18 protein-coding genes are annotated in these 15,780 nt (G+C 63.5%); all 18 read right to left on the minus strand.

The window, feature by feature from the left end; genetic code table 11:
• Nucleotides 1-56: 56 nt before the first annotated feature.
• The 18 genes from C404_RS51840 to C404_RS59550 all read right to left on the minus strand — a co-directional run bounded on the left by C404_RS51840 (nucleotide 57) and on the right by C404_RS59550 (nucleotide 15,769).
• Nucleotides 57-503 (minus strand): GtrA family protein, encoded by a 447-nt coding sequence (locus tag C404_RS51840; protein WP_021196723.1) that lies wholly within the window; start codon nucleotides 501-503, stop codon nucleotides 57-59.
• 44 nt (nucleotides 504-547) lie between these two features.
• Nucleotides 548-1,615 carry a glycosyltransferase family 2 protein gene (locus C404_RS51845; RefSeq protein WP_021196724.1) on the minus strand — a complete coding sequence of 356 codons (1,068 nt, stop codon included), beginning with the start codon at nucleotides 1,613-1,615 and terminating at the stop codon, nucleotides 548-550.
• A 54-nt stretch (nucleotides 1,616-1,669) separates the two neighbouring features.
• The gene (locus C404_RS51850) at nucleotides 1,670-2,989 is read right to left on the minus strand and encodes a glycosyltransferase family 87 protein (RefSeq protein ID WP_021196725.1); all 1,320 of its coding nucleotides are present in this window, start codon (nucleotides 2,987-2,989) and stop codon (nucleotides 1,670-1,672) included.
• A gap of 18 nt (nucleotides 2,990-3,007) precedes the next feature.
• Nucleotides 3,008-3,949: a type II secretion system F family protein gene (locus C404_RS51855; protein ID WP_021196726.1), complete on the minus strand. Its 942-nt coding sequence runs from the start codon at nucleotides 3,947-3,949 to the stop codon at nucleotides 3,008-3,010.
• Nucleotides 3,950-3,991: 42 nt separating this feature from the next.
• Entirely contained in the window at nucleotides 3,992-4,969 is a 978-nt protein-coding gene (locus C404_RS51860; RefSeq protein ID WP_021196727.1) for a type II secretion system F family protein, read from the minus strand.
• 11 nt (nucleotides 4,970-4,980) lie between these two features.
• The gene (locus C404_RS51865) at nucleotides 4,981-6,345 is read right to left on the minus strand and encodes a CpaF family protein (protein ID WP_021196728.1); all 1,365 of its coding nucleotides are present in this window, start codon (nucleotides 6,343-6,345) and stop codon (nucleotides 4,981-4,983) included.
• A gap of 24 nt (nucleotides 6,346-6,369) precedes the next feature.
• On the minus strand, nucleotides 6,370-7,563 hold the full coding sequence (locus C404_RS51870; RefSeq protein WP_021196729.1) for an AAA family ATPase: 1,194 nt from the start codon (nucleotides 7,561-7,563) through the stop codon (nucleotides 6,370-6,372).
• Nucleotides 7,564-7,605: 42 nt separating this feature from the next.
• Nucleotides 7,606-7,914, minus strand: a complete 309-nt coding sequence (locus C404_RS51875; protein ID WP_021196730.1) for a hypothetical protein — start codon at nucleotides 7,912-7,914, stop codon at nucleotides 7,606-7,608.
• 32 nt (nucleotides 7,915-7,946) lie between these two features.
• The gene (locus C404_RS51880; RefSeq protein WP_021196731.1) at nucleotides 7,947-9,671 is read right to left on the minus strand and encodes a type II and III secretion system protein family protein; all 1,725 of its coding nucleotides are present in this window, start codon (nucleotides 9,669-9,671) and stop codon (nucleotides 7,947-7,949) included.
• 121 nt (nucleotides 9,672-9,792) lie between these two features.
• Entirely contained in the window at nucleotides 9,793-10,644 is an 852-nt protein-coding gene (gene cpaB / locus C404_RS51885; RefSeq protein WP_021196732.1) for a Flp pilus assembly protein CpaB, read from the minus strand.
• A 365-nt stretch (nucleotides 10,645-11,009) separates the two neighbouring features.
• The gene (locus tag C404_RS51890) at nucleotides 11,010-11,555 is read right to left on the minus strand and encodes an A24 family peptidase (RefSeq protein WP_021196733.1); all 546 of its coding nucleotides are present in this window, start codon (nucleotides 11,553-11,555) and stop codon (nucleotides 11,010-11,012) included.
• A 129-nt stretch (nucleotides 11,556-11,684) separates the two neighbouring features.
• On the minus strand, nucleotides 11,685-11,861 hold the full coding sequence (locus C404_RS51895; protein ID WP_021196734.1) for a Flp family type IVb pilin: 177 nt from the start codon (nucleotides 11,859-11,861) through the stop codon (nucleotides 11,685-11,687).
• Between the two features lie 75 nt (nucleotides 11,862-11,936).
• Nucleotides 11,937-12,173 (minus strand): hypothetical protein, encoded by a 237-nt coding sequence (locus C404_RS51900; RefSeq protein ID WP_021196735.1) that lies wholly within the window; start codon nucleotides 12,171-12,173, stop codon nucleotides 11,937-11,939.
• 190 nt (nucleotides 12,174-12,363) lie between these two features.
• The gene (locus tag C404_RS61045; protein ID WP_021196736.1) at nucleotides 12,364-12,729 is read right to left on the minus strand and encodes a hypothetical protein; all 366 of its coding nucleotides are present in this window, start codon (nucleotides 12,727-12,729) and stop codon (nucleotides 12,364-12,366) included.
• Between the two features lie 663 nt (nucleotides 12,730-13,392).
• On the minus strand, nucleotides 13,393-13,917 hold the full coding sequence (locus tag C404_RS51910; RefSeq protein WP_021196737.1) for a TPM domain-containing protein: 525 nt from the start codon (nucleotides 13,915-13,917) through the stop codon (nucleotides 13,393-13,395).
• Nucleotides 13,918-13,941: 24 nt separating this feature from the next.
• Nucleotides 13,942-14,817 carry a TPM domain-containing protein gene (locus C404_RS51915; RefSeq protein WP_021196738.1) on the minus strand — a complete coding sequence of 292 codons (876 nt, stop codon included), beginning with the start codon at nucleotides 14,815-14,817 and terminating at the stop codon, nucleotides 13,942-13,944.
• A 13-nt stretch (nucleotides 14,818-14,830) separates the two neighbouring features.
• A complete protein-coding gene (locus tag C404_RS51920) occupies nucleotides 14,831-15,457 on the minus strand; it encodes a LemA family protein (RefSeq protein ID WP_021196739.1) in 627 nt (208 codons plus the stop codon).
• A gap of 108 nt (nucleotides 15,458-15,565) precedes the next feature.
• On the minus strand, nucleotides 15,566-15,769 hold the full coding sequence (locus C404_RS59550) for a hypothetical protein (RefSeq protein WP_080981291.1): 204 nt from the start codon (nucleotides 15,767-15,769) through the stop codon (nucleotides 15,566-15,568).
• Nucleotides 15,770-15,780 lie beyond the last annotated feature (11 nt).

Below are 15,780 nucleotides of genomic sequence, written 5' to 3' on the forward strand. Positions count from 1 at the left end.
GTGACGGCCATTCGTAACAGATGGCCGTTGTTGTTTGTGCAAGAGCGATCGCGTGGCTACCGGAACGTCCAGAACCGATGCAGGACGAACGCGATTGGCGGCACGATCGCCAGAATGCACGCCAGGCCTGCCCAGTAGCTGAGCCCCAACGTCTGCGCGAGCCACGAGATTGCCAGTGTCAGCGCCAGCCCGAACAGCGAGACGCAATAGAAGCGCAGGAAGTTTGCGCCCCCAGGTTTGGCCGAAAAGCTCCACAGCGCGTTGAGCAGGTAGGAGCACACATTGGCGCAGACGAAGGCCACGCCGTTTGCTGTGACCTGCGTCGTGGAGAAGCCGTTGATCAACGTCGTCGCAATGGCGACATGCACGCCGGTGGCGACCACGCCGGATACGCCGAAGCGAAGCACGCGCACCATTGCCATGCGGTCCGGGAGCCGGTGCGCGATTGTGCGGGGGCGTGCGGCAGCGAAGGTGCCTGCGCTGCCGGGTTGTGCTGGTCGCATGATGTCTCCTTGCGGGTTTGTGCAGCGTGGAGCCCCGCGACGCGCTAGCGCCGGCCAGCGTGGGCGCGCTGACGATCGCTCTGTGCCATGCGCAACTTCACGCTGGCCAAGGAGATCACATCGCGGTTGCCCAACACACGCTCGCGCGGGCGGCGCACCTGGTAGCGCCGCTTGACGAGGTAGATCGGGCGCCCCTTGGCCTCGTCGTAGATGCGGCCGATGTACTCGCCCACCACGCCCAGCCCGATCAACTGCAGGCCGCCGAAGAAGAGCAGCAGTGACAGCACCGACGCATAGCCCGGCACATCCACGCCAAAGATCAACGTGCGCGCAACGATGTACGTGCCATAGAAGAAGGCGAGCGACGCGATCACTGCACCGAGGTAAGTCCAGCTACGCAGCGGCAATGTGCTGAAGCTGGTGATGCCTTCCAGCGCGAAGTTCCACAGGCGCCAGCCCGAGAATTTGGATTGCCCCGCACTGCGCGGCTCGCGTTCGTATTGCACCACCACCGTGGTGTAGCCCACCCACGCAAACAGGCCCTTCATGAAGCGATGCCGCTCGGGCAATTGCTTGATCGCATTGACGACCACGCGATCCATCAGGCGGAAATCGCCCACGTTCTCGGGCAGCTTCAGGTCCGAGAGCCGGTTGTGAATACGGTAGTAGGCTTTCGCCGTCACGCGCTTGAGCCAGGGGTCGCATGCGCGGCTGCTGCGTTGGGCGAGCACGACTTCCGCGCCCTTGCGCCAGTGGGCGACGAGGGTGGGGATCAGCTCAGGCGGGTCTTGCAGGTCAGCATCGATGGGGATGACTGCATCGCCCATCGCTTCATCCAGCCCGGCGGTGAGCGCGGCTTCCTTGCCGAAGTTGCGCGTGAGATCGATCACGCGCACGCGCGCATCGAGGTGCGAGACGTTGATGAGCCGGGCGAGTGTGTCGTCAGCGCTGCCGTCGTTCACGCACACGATCTCGAAATGCATGTCAGCAACGGATTCGAGAATCGGCACCACGCGGGCGAAGAACGCATCGATGGCGAGGCTCTCGTTGTAGAACGGCACCACCAGCGAGAGCAGCGGTGTGTCGTGATGACCTTGGTGATTCGGCTGCATGACTTCCCCCTTTGTTGCGCTTTCCGGTGCAGACGCTTGGTGGTCTGTTGTGACTTATCGGCGAGATGGCGCAGGCTGTGTGGTGCTTGCGTGCAGGTTTGCCGGCCGTGCATTGGTAGCGGGCGCGCTGCATTTGCCAAACTGCACCGCACGTCGCACAACGATCACCGCCACGGCAACGAACACGAGCGGACCGATCTGCGGCAGCTTGACCAGCGGGTTGGCGAATTCATACAGCGGCAGCAGCCACGCCAGCACCAGCACCAGACGTTCGCCACTCGATAGCCCGAAGCGGGTGCCATGACTGACCAGTCCCGCCACCGCAATGAGCAACCACGTCAGCTCATACACGCGCAGGTACGGTGATGTCAGCATCGTGGCGGTTGCCAGCATGGCGATGCGCAGGCCGCTATCGGTGGTGCGCCGCCACACATAGATCAGGGCGCAAACGGCCAGCACCGCCGCGCTCATCTGCACGGCGTGTGCAGCAGAGACGCCGACGCCGGCTGCGCGTGCGGCGGCGAGGAAGGTCGGCATGACGTACCAGGCCGTGCCGCCATCGTCGATCATGTTGGCCTGTGCCCAACGCACGCTTTCCACAAAAGCGGGGACGGTTTTCCAGCCACAGACGGCAATGCTGATGCCGGCAAACGCGAGTGCGGTGACGGCGGCGCTGGCCAGCGTTTTCCACGCACGTGCCACGAGCAGCACCACCGGAAAGAGGATTGCCAACTGCGGCTTGATCGCCAGCAGGCCAACGGCGACACCTGCCAGCACCGGGCGCTTGTCCAGGCATGTGACGGCCGTTGCGGCCAGCCCCGCGGTCAGCATGGAGTTCTGCCCCATCAGCACGCTCACGAACACGGCGGGGGAGCCCACCACCGTTACCCACGCACGGTGGCGGGGTAGAACGCGATCACCCAGCAGGCCAAGTGTCGCCTTGACGTAGAACACACCGGTGGCCAGCATGAACAGCAGATAGCTTGCCCAGAACGGCAGCAGCGCCAGCGGCAGTACGACCAGCAGGAAGGTCGGCGGATACAGCCAGGGCAGGAGCCGATCGCTACCTGAGGCCAATGTGCCGAATTGATGGATGACCACCATCATCCGATCTAGGTTGTACGCCTGCAGGGCGCTGTCGTGCAGCGCGATGTACGAGGCGCTCCAGAACACGGAGAAATCCGACCCCACACCTGTAATGCGCTTATCGGTAAAACCGTCACTGACCCAAGCACCCGCTGCGAAGATCACGAGGATGAGAAACAGCATGATTGTGCTGCCGATGCGCACGGTATGCGCATTGACCCAATAGCGTGTTGCCGCAGCCTCCGGTGGATTGGCATGGTTGCCTGTGCGGAGCGTGTGTTCGTTCATTGCTGGCTCCATCCGATCCTAGTTGTTGATCACCGAGCGCAGGCCCGCCACGATCTGAATGCCTGCCGGTCCGAGCAGTACGACGTAGAGCGCGGGAAAGAGGCAGAAGATCAGCGGGAAGAGAACCTTGGTGCCGATCTTGGCGGCACGCTCTTCGGCCAGCATCTGGCGCTTGGTGCGCAGCATGTCGGAGTGCACGCGAAGGGACTCGGCCACACTGGTACCAAAGCGATCCGCCTGGATGAGCATGGCGACCAGCATCTCTACGTCATCCACGCCGGTACGCGCAGCGAAATTGCGGAGCGCCTTTTCGCGTGCCAGACCGGCACGCAGCTCCAGCGTCAGCAGCTCGTACTCTTCAGCCATGGCCGGGCGGGCGCTGCGCATGTCTTCCACGACGCGCAGCACGGCGGCATCCAGGCCCAGGCCCGCTTCCACGCACACCATGATGAGGTCCAGGCTGTCAGGAAATGCCTCGAAGATGTCGCGCTTGCGCCGTTTGATCTTGAGCGCCAGGACGACGTTGGGCAGGTAGAAGCCAAACAGCGCACCACCGAGCAACGTGGCGAGGTAGGCGGTCTGGTGGCTGGCGTCAAAGCGATCGAAGAGCAATACTGATAGCGCAAGCGGAATGCCTGCGGCCAGCGCGGTCTTGATGCCAAAGTAGATGGGGATCGCATCCGGCGAGCGCCACCCGGCATGCACGAAGCGGGCGCGTAGTGTCGAGTCCTCCCAGCCTTCCTTGGGCAACGAAGCGCGGGCCAGCGGCTTGGCCAGTTGCCCGATCCTGTGCACCCAGTCAGAGGGGGCCTGCTGCGGTAGGAAGCTGGGAGCCTCACGGTCGATCTGCCCAAGGCGTTGTTGCAGGATGCTCGGACGCAAGATGAACAGTGCCACCAGCACGGCGCCGAACACGACAAGGAATGTGCCGGCCAGCAATACAGTGTGCGCAATCTGCATGTTCGTTCGGGATGGGTTTCCCGCCTCCGGGTGACATTCCGTTCAGATATGGATGCGGATGATCTGCCGAATCCACAGCATGCCGAGGCACGTCATGGTGATGGCGAACCACAGCAAGCGCAGGCCTGAATCAGTGGTCCACAGCGTCGAGATCAGATCGGGGCTGAGCAGGTAGATGACCACGCCCATTACCGGCGGCAGCAAGACCAGGATCCAGCCGCCCAGCCGCCCTTCGGCTGACAGCACGCGCACCTTGTCCAACAGCTGCAGGCGCTTGCGGATGAGCGTGCCCACGTTGTCCAGGATCTCCGCCAGGTTCCCGCCTGACTCGCGCTGGATCAGGATGGCGATGACGAGGTAGCGCAGGTCGTCGACCGGCACGCGATCGGTCAACCCGGCAAACGCATCGTTCATGGAAACGCCAAAGTTGATCTGGTTGAAGACGATGGCCAGTTCCGCGCCGATGGGCGCCGGCAGTTCATCACCGGCCATCTCCAGCGCAGCCGGCAAGGAGTGGCCTGCGCGCAGCGCACGGCCAATGAGGTCGGTGGCTTCGGGCAGTTGGGCCTCAAGTTTGAGCAGGCGCCGCGTACGACGATGCCTCACATAGAGCACGGGCAGCGCTGCGCCCGCCAGCACGAACACGAGCAGCGTCAGCGCCGGGGGATTGAACAGCGAGCACAGGATGGCGATGACTGCAGGCACGATCAGCGTCCAGGTCAGGAGTCGCCCCACTGACCAATCCAGCCCCGACTGCAGCAACATCAGGTCCAGCGTCTGGATGCGTGGTAGCCGGCCGAGCAGCGCGGCCATGTCGGGCGATTCGCTGAGCACGCGTTGCTTGAGGATGCTGTCGCTGCCTCCGTGACTGACGCTGCTGATCAACGCCAACTTCAAGCGTTGGCTCAGGCGCCGCGCGGCCTGGCTGTGGCGGCTATCCCACCACAGGTAGACGGCGGAGACACCTAGCAGCATGGCAACGAACACCGACACCGCAAAGCCGATCACCATGGGTTCCATGTCGGTACTCCTCAAATTTCATGCAGCACGGACGGGTCGTACAGTGTCTCGGGCAGGGCGATGCCGAACATGTGCAGACGTTCCGAAAACTTGGGGCGTACGCCCGTGGCGCAGAAGTGGCCGCGGATATGGCCGTCGCGGTCCACGCCCTTTCGGCGGAAGGTGAAAATCTCCTGCATGTTCACCACCTCGCCTTCCATGCCGGTGATTTCCTGCACGCTCATGAGCTTGCGAAAACCATCGGTCAGGCGGGAGACCTGCAGCACCACCGTCAGCGCCGAGGTGATCTGCTGGCGCATCGTGCGCGGCGGCAGCTGCAGGCCAGCCATGCTGATCATGTTTTCCAGTCGGGTCAGCGCATCGCGCGGTGTGTTGGCGTGAATGGTGGCGAGCGACCCTTCGTGGCCGGTGTTCATCGCGTGCAGCATGTCGAGCGCTTCAGCGCCGCGTACTTCGCCCAGGATGATGCGGTCGGGGCGCATGCGCAGGGCATTCTTGACCAGCGAGCGCTGCGTGATCTCGCCGCGGCCCTCGATGTTGGCGGGGCGTGTTTCCAGGCGCAGCACGTGGTTCTGGCGCAGTTGCAGCTCGGCCGCGTCTTCAATGGTGACAATGCGCTCGTCGGCCGGAATGTAGCCGGACAGGATGTTCAACAGCGTGGTCTTGCCGCTGCCCGTGCCACCCGAGATCAGGATGTTGAGTTTGGCTTTGACCATGGCATCCAGCAGCTGCGCCATGGCGGGTGTGAGCGTATTGAAACCCACCAGGTCGTCAATGGTGAGGGGGTTCACCGAGAAACGCCGGATCGATAACAGCGGCCCATCAATGGCGGAGGGCGGAATGATGGCGTTGATGCGCGAGCCATCGGGCAGGCGCGCATCCACCATCGGGCTGGATTCGTCAATGCGGCGGCCGACCCGCGATACCATTTTTTCGATCACGCGCATCAGGTGCGCATCATCGTGGAAGGTCACGCTGGTCAACTCCAGCTTGCCGCGACGCTCCACATACACATGCTTGTGCGTGTTGACGAGGATGTCGGAGACGGTGGGGTCGGCCAGCAAGCTTTCCAGCGGGCCATAACCAAGCATCTCGTCCTGTACGTCGTTCACCAGACGGCGGCGCTCCACCTCGTTGAGCTGATGCTTACCTTCGTCAACGATGCGCTCAACCAGCAGCGCCAGCTCGCGCTTGATCTGGTCAGGTGTGAGCTGCTGCAAGCGGCCCAGTTCCACGCGGTCAATGATGATCTGGTGAACGTCCATTGCCACCTGTTGATAGGCCGGGCTGAGCGGAGCGCCCGAGCCGTTGGCCTGCGCGACACGTTGCGGCAGGGCTTCACCGGCTTGCTGAAAGAGTTGTTCTCGCAGGGACATGATGGGCTCCGCGTGATCTTGGGGTTAGGCCCGAGCGGGGGCAGGCACCTGGCTGGTCTGGCCGAACAGCTTGCGCAGCAACCCGTCGCGCCGGTGTTGCGTGTCAGGAAAGAGATGGCGTGCCATGTCGGTCAGGGCGCGGGCAATCGGGCTGTTTTCAGCCACTTGAAGCACGGGCAAGCCTTGGGTTACCGCATCGCGCACGGGGCCCGGGTCGTAAGGCAGCATGTGGGCCACCGACATGCCAAAGGCGGCTTCCATCGTGTGCTGGCTGATCGGCAAGCGTTTGTCGAGCTGATTGAGTACCAGCCGCAGGCGCTCGGCGCGGTAGCCCAGTGAATGGCAGATCTCCATCAGCCGACGCCCCGCGCGCAGGTACGAGAGGTTGAGCTGCAGCACCGCATAGATCAGGTTGCTGTGATCCAGCACAACGATGGACGCCGGGTTGATGTCCTGCCCCACGTCGAAGACGACCACGTCGTACATCGACGCAGCCAACGTCAGGATGCGCTCAAGATGGACGGCCTTGATTTCGCCGCCCTTGATCGGATCTCCGGCACCGGCCAACACATCGAAGCCCTGCGATACATGCGTGAGACATGCATCAAACAAGGCGGCATCGAGCCGGTCGATCTGGTTGCAGACATTGGCCAACGTGGCCGGCGGCGATTGGTCTGTCACCAGGAAAGCGGCGTCGCCGTACTGTTGGCAGAGATCGACCAGCAACACGTGCTTGCCGTGGCGGGCACTCAGGATGTGTGCGAAGTTGGCCGCGGTGAACGTGGTGCCGCTGCCGCCCCGGCACGACAGGAACGACACCACCTGGCCGTCGTTGCGTGCGCTGGAGAGGGCGTGGCTGGTGCAGCGCTGCAGCTCGTCGCGAAACTCCTGTGCGTCCGGCGGCCAGGGCAGTACGCACTGCACACCGGCGCGCATCGCACGCATCAGTAGATCGGCGGACGGCGCCTCGGTCAACAGCATGCAGAGCGTGTCCGGGTGTTCGCTGGTCAGGCGGCGCACTTGCTGAAGGTCGTCTGCGCTGAAAGTGGCGGCGTCCAGGATCAGCAGGTCAACCCCTTGCCCGAGGCCGGGTTGAGTCAGCGCGCGCGATGGTGCAGTACACGTGCGTTGCACAACGTGATTGGCAGCCTGCGTGATCAGCCCTGCCAGGTATTGCAGGTGCGATTCATCGGCAGAGACGAGAGCGATCTTGGCCATGGCCTGGCTCCTGTATGGGCGTCTGGTGGTGCGCGGTTCAGGTTACCGAGCCTGAGCATCCAGGCTGTTGCCCGTACCGACGCCCACGGTGAATGCGCTGGTGTCGGCCTGCGGGTTGCGGAATTGGCCGCTGTAGCGGTCCATGGCGGCGGTTGCGGCACGCCCGTCCACGCCAGCCACCGTGTCAGTGTTCTTCGCCGCATCCGGATTCAGCGTCTGCATGGCTTGCACCGTGCGTACGGCTTCACCGAAGTGCTTGTCGTAGACCGGCGTTGAAGTCATGCAGCCGGCGAGAGCGATGGCGAGTCCGCTGCAGAGTCCCGCACGCGCCAGCATCGAGATGGTGTTCATGGTTCTCTCCTTGACGATTCCGGGTGCCGAATTCAGTTGCCGGAGGGTTGCTCACCCGTCGCCGCAAAGCGCCAGGTGTTGAGCGGTGTAGTGCTGGCTGCCGGTGCCGCGGGGGCGGTCGGCGCAGCGGGAGCCGGGGTGTTGGCAGGTGCCGGAGCTGGCGTGGGCACGTGACCCTCCATGTTGCCGTTCATGTACAGCTCACCACGGTTGACCGGACCAAAGCTATCGGTTGGCAGCGGATACTGTTCTGGCAGTGGCTTGACCAGGTGCGGCGTGACGACGAACAAAAGCTCGGTCTGGTCTTGCTGGAAGCTGGTGCTGCGCGCAAGTGCACCGATCACTGGCAGTTCACCAATGCCCGGCAACGCCTTGAGGCTGCCAGTGATGTTGTTCTTGATGAGCCCGCCAATCGCAAAGCTCTGGCCGTCATGCACCTGCAGCGTGGTCGATGCGCGGCGCGTCGTGATGAGCGGCAGGATTGACGTGTTGTTGCTGTTGGGCGCGGTAACGGCCACACCGGTAGGCGACAACTCCGACACTTCTGGCGATACCTTCAGATTGATGCGGCCGTTCTCCATCACGGTGGGGGTAAAGCGTAGGCCCACACCAAAGGTCTCTTCCTGCAGCACGATGGTTCCCACGCCATTTGCGGCAGCGCCTTGCGCCACTGGAATGAAGACCTTGCCGCCCGCCAGAAAGCTGGCTTCCTGGCCGCTGATGGCCATCAGGCTCGGCTCGGCAAGCACCTTCACCAAGCCATCACCGCGTTGCGCATCGAGTGAAAACTTGAGTGGCAGGTTGTTGTTCTTGCTGAAGTTGATGATGTCGTTCGAGCCCGAGAGGAAGTTGGCAATCGCCCCGAACGACCAGCTACCGAATGCGCTATTCGCGTTGAAGGCGGCGCCCATCTGGTCAATCAGCGTTTTGGAGACCTCCGCCACCTTCACTTCCAGCATCACCTGCTGCGGCGCCTCGACTGCCATCATGTTGATGATGCGCGGGCTGCGCAGTGGCCCGCCCGGGCCGCCAACCGTGTTTTGCGCGGTGCTTGCCTGGCCTGCGCCCGCTTGCTGATCTCCCTGATTGGGGCCGCGCGTGGTGCGTGTGACGAAGGCGTTGGCAATGTCCACCACCTTTTGCGCCTGCACCGAATCGCTCACCGAGCCACCAAGCACCAGGCTGTCGGCCGCCGCCGACACCCTCACGTTCTTGGCCTCGGGCATCAGTTGCCGCAGGGTGGTTTGCAGTCCGCCCGGGTCCGCGCCCACGGCCACATCAACGACGCTGCATGAGCCGCTGCGGCCCTGCACAATCATGTTGGTGGAACCCACTTCCAACCCCAGCACATACAGCGTCTGCGGAGAGACGAGCATCGCTTGTACGACGTTCGGGTTGCCAACGGTGCGGCTGCGCACGGGTTCGGGCAATTGCACCATCGTTGACTTGCCCACTGGTACCGTCACCTCGCTGTGTGAGCGCATGGCGCCGGCACAGCTCGGGCCCTTTGCCGATGTGTCGCGGTTGGATTCTGCTGTGGCAGCACTGCCGATGGTGACTTGGATCGGCCCATTTGCCGACACCTTCATCGGCTTGTTGGGGGCCGCAGCGTTGTTGGTCAGGATGGCGCTCTCGACGCCAACCTGAGCGTGTGCGGCACCTGCACACAGTGCGCCCAGCGTGGCCACCGCCAGCGCGGTAGCTTTCAGGTACGGTCCCATGCAGCGCTTGGCGCCGCGATCAACGAGTTGGTCCATGTCGATCCCCCAGATTGGTTGTTCTGCATGACAAGGGCGGTTGCCGTGTCTGGCTCTCTACGTGGAGCCTTTCTTCCGTTACTCGCGTTTTACTGTGCTGCCCGGCGTGGTTTGCGCTTGTCTAGAAGCACTCCTGACTGTGCTGCACGCCGCTGATCACACCCACGCAGTTCCCGGCTGCACGGTGTTCCGCAACGCGACGCACCACCTGTACCGTCTTGACCACCGGCACGGCCACCGCCGCTGTCATGACGGGTTCTTTGAGCAGCGTGCTCTTCGTGGCGCCGGCCGTATCCACGGGGCGTGGATCAACCTGATTGCGCAGCACCAGAGAGAGGTTGCCCACGCTGCGTGCCAGGTCGATCTTCTCGGCTTGCTCAGGCGTGACTTCCAGCGTGACGGCGTTGACGACCTTGGGTTTGGTGTCGTCGCGGTTGACTTCCTGTGCAACCGCCAGCACAAGAATTTTCTCCAGTACGATCTTCGAAATTGACTGGTCATTGCGGTCGGTGCCCGGCCTGACATCCTTGGCGTCCTGCAGCGTGTTGACGATGATGTCGACGTAGCTGCCGGGCAGCGCAAAGCCAGCCACGCCCACCACGTCGTTCACGCGCACGGTGATAGCGCGCTTGCCTTCGCCAATGACTGCGGACAATCCGCCGGCTGTTCCCACCGGGGTGAGCTTGGATTCGAGCACGGGCTCGCCGCGCGTGAGGCTGGCACGCACCACACGGCCGTCGAGCGCGTGCGAGTCGCTGATTGCGCCGGGTGGCAGGCTTGACGTTGGCCAATCGACCAGCTTGACGAAATCGGGTGAAAGGCGTTGGCCCAGGTCAATGTCTGCGGTAGCCACTGCTACCTTGGTGATGCCATTGCTGCTCTGCTGCGTGAGCCAGCGCGATGCGAATACCACCGCTGCCAGCGCGGCAATCGTGGCAATGAACAGCATGGAAAGGATGCGCAGGTTTTTCATTTCCCAACCCCTTCAGTCAATCCTCAATCCCAGCGCCATTTGGACCGCAGGCAGGCGATGGGCAGACAGGGCCGGCCAAGTCGCCGGTCGGCCGCGTGGCGTGTGGACACGGGGGGCGCATGCCAGGACGCACGTGGGCCGCATGTATGGCGAGGCGGTGCCGCGCAGGTCCTGGCTTGCCCATTGGTGCGACTGCATTGACGCATGGCTCTTCCCCTCGCCCGGGCCGCTGTTACGCGGCTCTGAATGTCTTCGTGATGCTGATGCGTGCCTGGGACGTTGTTGACCGATCAGGCTTGAGCGGTGGCCGTCTGCTGCTTGTGTTTGCGCAGCGCTTGGGCACGCACCAGTGTTGCTCCCCTCAACTACATCGCTCCCCACTTCACCAACAACGTGCCCGCTGCAAACGCCACCGCATAGGGCAACTGGATCGTTCCGCCGTGCTTGGGCGCTTGCGCCTCTGTGTGCACGGCTTTGCTACCGGATGCATGCAACATCGGCAGCGATAGCAGCAACGCCGAGACACCCGCCGCCGAACGGCGCGCCTCCTTGCGCAGCATCACCATGACGAGCGCCAGAACACCGCCCGCAAGAAAGCTCACCAGGGCCACGTGAAAGGCGCCGAATGGCCCCATGAACGCGCCGATTGCGCCCATCAACTTCACGTCGCCCGCACCCATGCCACCGAGCGCGTAGAGCCCGAAGCACAGCCCCATGCCGACAGCCGCGCCGCCGAGCCAAGCCAGGCTGCCGGCCCCCGCGCCCATCGTCATGCCTTGCGCGACGAGCGCCGCCACCAAGCCCACACCGACCAGCCAGTTCGGCACGCGGCGCGTCCGCACGTCGTACGCCGCCGCCGTCACCACGAGCAGGGTGAGGCAGAGATTGGCTAGGTTGGCTGAGGTGGTCATGTCAATGTCCTCGCGGGTGCCGTGTCTTGCTTCTCTGTCCGCGCGATGCCGGTGGCGTCGCGGGCCAGGATGGATTCGGCCGGATCAGGTCCGGATGTGCCGGACCTGACCTGGGCACAGAAAAGCTGCTCAGGCGGCGGCCGTCGACAGCTGGGTCGCGATGGTGCTCCAGATAGCGCCGACGGCAGTCTTGACGGTACCGCCCGAGGCCACCATCACCAGTGCCACAAATGCCAGCAGCAGTGCGTATTCCACGCCGGCTGCGCCGTCTTCTTCGCGCACGAAACGCTTGATCATGGCTTTCATGTCCAACTCCTTTGCGTCATGGTTCAAGGAAATGCGCTCCGCTGAAGATCGGGCGCGTTTTAGCCGGCAAGCCGGCTAGGGCCGAATCAGGGGTTCCGGGATTTCGCGAGCGAGTGCCGTCAGCATGCCGACCAAGATCGGCACGTTCCGGATCGCAACGTGATAGATGGCTCCCCCGACTTCACCGTTGCCCGGGAGCAGCGCGAGTGGGCCAGCCACCATCGCCGCTTCGCCGGACGCATCGCCGCAGATGCGACGGCTGCGCCATGGGTGCGGTGAATCGATCCGTATGACCTTCAGGAACCGGTTCACACCCCGGGCGTACTGCTAAACCACTGCTTGCGGTTGTCCGGCAACAGTGCCGGTGCACCGCGGTGGGCATGTGTTCGATGCCACTCGCCCTGTTTTGAACTTCCCCAAGACGCCGCACTTGGCGCCGAATTCTTTTGCTACGTTGGCCCCCTCAGCCCACTAGGGCTGGACGTGCCGCATACCGCATAGGTCAGCCGCCGTGGCCATGACCATGGCCGTTGCCGTTGCCGTTGCCGTTGCCGTTGCCGTTGCCGTTGCCGTTGCCGTTGCCGTTGCCGTTGCCGTTGCCGTTTCCGTTTCCGTTTCCGTTTCCGTTTCCGTTTCCGTTTCCGTTTCCGTTTCCGTTTCCGTCATCGCCGCCGTCACCTCCGGATTGACTTGAGCTGGCCACAGACGACAACCCCGTCGCCGTGTTGTTCCAGATCGTGCCGGTCGACGTTTTGACGCTCAGACGAAACCCGGCCATTGCCAGGGCGACGAACGTCAGCAACAACGCGTATTCAATGCCGGCGGCGCCGAGGCTCTTGCGTTTGCTCCCTGCTGTCTTGGTCTGCACGTCAGCTCTCCTGTGGAGGGGTGATTGCCAGAGGATGGTCCAGACATTCCGGAACAGTGCTCAGCGATGTTGGCGCGGACATATGAGCGATGACCGTGCCATTGCCGCTAAGTCCTTGATTTTCCTAGGCTGGGCAGGCATGCCAGCCTCCAGCCCAGGCAATCGGCCCGCGCTTGTATCCCACGCGTTACGGACACTTTGTGCCGCACACGACACAGCAAACGATGCTGCACATCTTCTTTGCGCAAATAGCAAACGTAAAAGTGGCGTATGCGTGTTGTGCAATGCAAAAAAGGCAGGGGAAACCCCGCTGCCGTGCCAGCGATGGCCGTTCGTGCATTGCTGAAACATGGGGGATCTTGCCGGGACAAGATGCCGCCCGCCGCAGTCGTCTGGCGCGATGTGAGCGCAACGTGACTTGCTGCCTGTCTTGCAGGAAGAGAGGAGTGCTTTATCGGACAGGCGGCCTACAGCGGAACGGCCACCTGATCTTGATGCCCGATGGCCGCGCGGCAGGCGTGTCGTACGGAAGGATTAGGTGGCTGGCCGACAAGGCCGGCGTTCTCAGGGGTATCAAAACCGTTTCAGTCTTGAAACATGGCCCGAAGAACGTGGGCAATGCGACACCCGAACGGGCATCGCTGCCGCTGCAAATGAGAACGGCTACAGCACCAGCGGACGGTCGCTCAGCTCATTGGCGCGCGGGGTGCCGTCGGCAGGAGCATGGGAGGCGAGAAGGTCGTTGATCTGCGCCAGCGCTTCCAGCACCGGCGCCATCGTCACGCGTTGCGCAAAGCCACGCGTGATGGTCTCGCAGGCCGCGCGCCAGGCATGCGCATCGACCTTGGCGGCGATACCGTGATCGGCCAGGATCTCGACCGCGTGGTCGGCCAGGTTGATGTAGAGCAGCACGCCCACGTGTTCGCGCGTGTTCCATACCTCCAGCAGGCCGAACAGCGTACGCGCGCGGTGGCGCGGCGTGACGCCCGCCCATGCATCGCGCACTGGCAGTGAGCTTTCAATGACGACGCGTACTTCACCGCGATGGCGTTGTTCGCCTTCGCGCACAGCGGCCTCAAGCTTTTGCAGCTCGGCCGGCGGAAAGGCACGCTTGGCGTGCGACGAGGTGGTCAGCAGGTGGGTAAGGGCACGGCGTGCGCCGCGAGGGTGTCGGGTTTGAGATGCCATGGTCGTGATTGCGCTCACCCGCTTTTACCAGTTGCCGGAGGCACCGCCGCCACCGAAATCGCCACCGCCGCCGCCACCAAAGCCGCCGCCGGAATCGCCGCCACCGAAACCGCCGCCGCCGCGTCCCCAGCCACCACCAAGTCCGCCACCAATGCCACCGCCAAGTCCACCGATGGTGCCCGGGCCCCAGCCACGGTTGCCCATCACCACGCGCGTGCCGGGCCGGCCACCGGGCAGGCTGCCCGTCACGCGCCCGCCCGAGCGCATGGCCGCGCTCAGCACGAAGAACACGATGATCGCCAGCGGAAACAGCACCGGCAGCCAATCGCCGATGCCGCCGCTGGCTTGCTGGTGCTTGGCGCGCTCGGCCGGCGGCAGACTCTCTTGCGCAACGATGGTCTGGATGGCAGAGATGCCCGCTGACAAGCCGCCGTAAAAATCACCCTGACGGAAGTGCGGCGCCATCACATCCTGCAGGACGCGTTTCGATTGTGCGTCCGTTAGTGCGCCTTCCAGCCCACGCCCGACCTCGATGCGCATCTTGCGCAGCGATGCCGGGTTGTCCTTGGCGATGAGGATGATGGCGCCATCGTCCACGCCCTTGCGGCCGGCCTTCCAGGCATCCGCCACGCGAATGCCGTAGGCCTCGATGGGTTCGGGCGCCGTGGACGGCACCATCAGCACGAAGATCTGGCTGCCGCGCTGCTGCTCGTAGTCGGCCAGTACCTGCTCGAGCGCGCTGCGCTGTTGGGCAGAGAGCGTGCCCGTCAGGTCGGTCACGCGCGCCGCCAGTGGCGGTACGGCCACCATGTCACTCTGCGCGCGCGCAGGCAACGCGGCGGCCAGCCAAAGGGCCGCTGTCAGCAGGAAGGCAAAGAAAGCACGCGCGCGCATCGACATGATCGTCAACTCGTCAGAACTTCACCGCCGGGGCGGTGGAGATGCCCTTCTCGTTCTCGACCGTGAAGTTCGGTTTGACCTGGTAGCCCATCACCTTGGCCGTCAGGTTGGTCGGGAAGCTGCGGGCCAGCACGTTGTAGTCCTGCACCGACTTGATGTAACGCTGGCGCGCCACGGTAATGCGGTTCTCGGTGCCTTCCAGTTGCGATTGCAGATCGCGGAACGACTGATCGGCCTTGAGCTGCGGATAGTTTTCCGACACCGCCATCAGGCGCGACAGTGCGCTGGAAAGCTGCCCCTGCAACTCCTGGAATTTCTGGAACGCCGCCGGATCGTTAAGCACCTCGGGCGTGATCTGGAAGCTGGTGGCTGCGGCGCGGGCCTTGGTCACGGCTTCGAGCGTGTCTTTCTCGTGCGAGGCGTAGCCCTTGACCGTGTTCACCAGGTTCGGGATCAGATCAGCACGGCGTTGGTATTGGTTGACGACCTCGGCCCAGGCGGCCTTGGTGGCTTCATCCTTGGCCTGGAAATCGTTGTAGCCGCAGGCGGACAGGAACGGCGCGGCCAGCACGGCCAGCGACAGCGCCAGCCAGCGCAGCACCGAAAAACGCGTCGAGCGAATGGACAGGGCAAGGGTCATGAATACCTCGTGATCAGACAGTCAGACAAACAATGTGGCATGAGACCGACATCGTCTCATGGTGTTCCGGCGAACTCTAGCCTATACGCTTGACGCTTCAGTCACACATCAGTACGGTGTGGGGACTTTTTTGACAATTTCCATGCGCGCAATTTCCCTTGCTTCGTCGATCTGCATCGCACCGGCACATAGCCTGTCGGTCGCGTCGGCGCGCGCGCATGCCAAAAAAGCCTCCAAACAGCCGCTCGTCTGACCGGAGTGCTGTTCCGTCAGATGGGCGACGGAACAGCGGCTGACCGCCACGTTGGACACGGTTGACCTCT

This window comes from Ralstonia sp. AU12-08, from assembly GCF_000442475.1.
Lineage (GTDB): Bacteria > Pseudomonadota > Gammaproteobacteria > Burkholderiales > Burkholderiaceae > Ralstonia > Ralstonia insidiosa.

What these genes read in the sequence shown, in the direction of transcription:
- C404_RS51880 (WP_021196731.1), bottom strand. Translation starts at nt 9,671, where the DNA reads ATGGACCAACTCGTTGATCGCGGCGCCAAGCGCTGCATGGGACCGTAC.
- C404_RS51895 (WP_021196734.1), bottom strand. Translation starts at nt 11,861, where the DNA reads ATGAAAGCCATGATCAAGCGTTTCGTGCGCGAAGAAGACGGCGCAGCC.
- C404_RS51920 (WP_021196739.1), bottom strand. Translation starts at nt 15,457, where the DNA reads ATGACCCTTGCCCTGTCCATTCGCTCGACGCGTTTTTCGGTGCTGCGC.
- C404_RS51875 (WP_021196730.1), bottom strand. Translation starts at nt 7,914, where the DNA reads ATGAACACCATCTCGATGCTGGCGCGTGCGGGACTCTGCAGCGGACTC.
- C404_RS51855 (WP_021196726.1), bottom strand. Translation starts at nt 3,949, where the DNA reads ATGCAGATTGCGCACACTGTATTGCTGGCCGGCACATTCCTTGTCGTG.
- C404_RS51865 (WP_021196728.1), bottom strand. Translation starts at nt 6,345, where the DNA reads ATGTCCCTGCGAGAACAACTCTTTCAGCAAGCCGGTGAAGCCCTGCCG.
- C404_RS51915 (WP_021196738.1), bottom strand. Translation starts at nt 14,817, where the DNA reads ATGTCGATGCGCGCGCGTGCTTTCTTTGCCTTCCTGCTGACAGCGGCC.
- C404_RS51860 (WP_021196727.1), bottom strand. Translation starts at nt 4,969, where the DNA reads ATGGAACCCATGGTGATCGGCTTTGCGGTGTCGGTGTTCGTTGCCATG.
- cpaB (WP_021196732.1), bottom strand. Translation starts at nt 10,644, where the DNA reads ATGAAAAACCTGCGCATCCTTTCCATGCTGTTCATTGCCACGATTGCC.
- C404_RS51890 (WP_021196733.1), bottom strand. Translation starts at nt 11,555, where the DNA reads ATGACCACCTCAGCCAACCTAGCCAATCTCTGCCTCACCCTGCTCGTG.
- C404_RS51910 (WP_021196737.1), bottom strand. Translation starts at nt 13,917, where the DNA reads ATGGCATCTCAAACCCGACACCCTCGCGGCGCACGCCGTGCCCTTACC.
- C404_RS51870 (WP_021196729.1), bottom strand. Translation starts at nt 7,563, where the DNA reads ATGGCCAAGATCGCTCTCGTCTCTGCCGATGAATCGCACCTGCAATAC.
- C404_RS51850 (WP_021196725.1), bottom strand. Translation starts at nt 2,989, where the DNA reads ATGAACGAACACACGCTCCGCACAGGCAACCATGCCAATCCACCGGAG.
- C404_RS51845 (WP_021196724.1), bottom strand. Translation starts at nt 1,615, where the DNA reads ATGCAGCCGAATCACCAAGGTCATCACGACACACCGCTGCTCTCGCTG.
- C404_RS51840 (WP_021196723.1), bottom strand. Translation starts at nt 503, where the DNA reads ATGCGACCAGCACAACCCGGCAGCGCAGGCACCTTCGCTGCCGCACGC.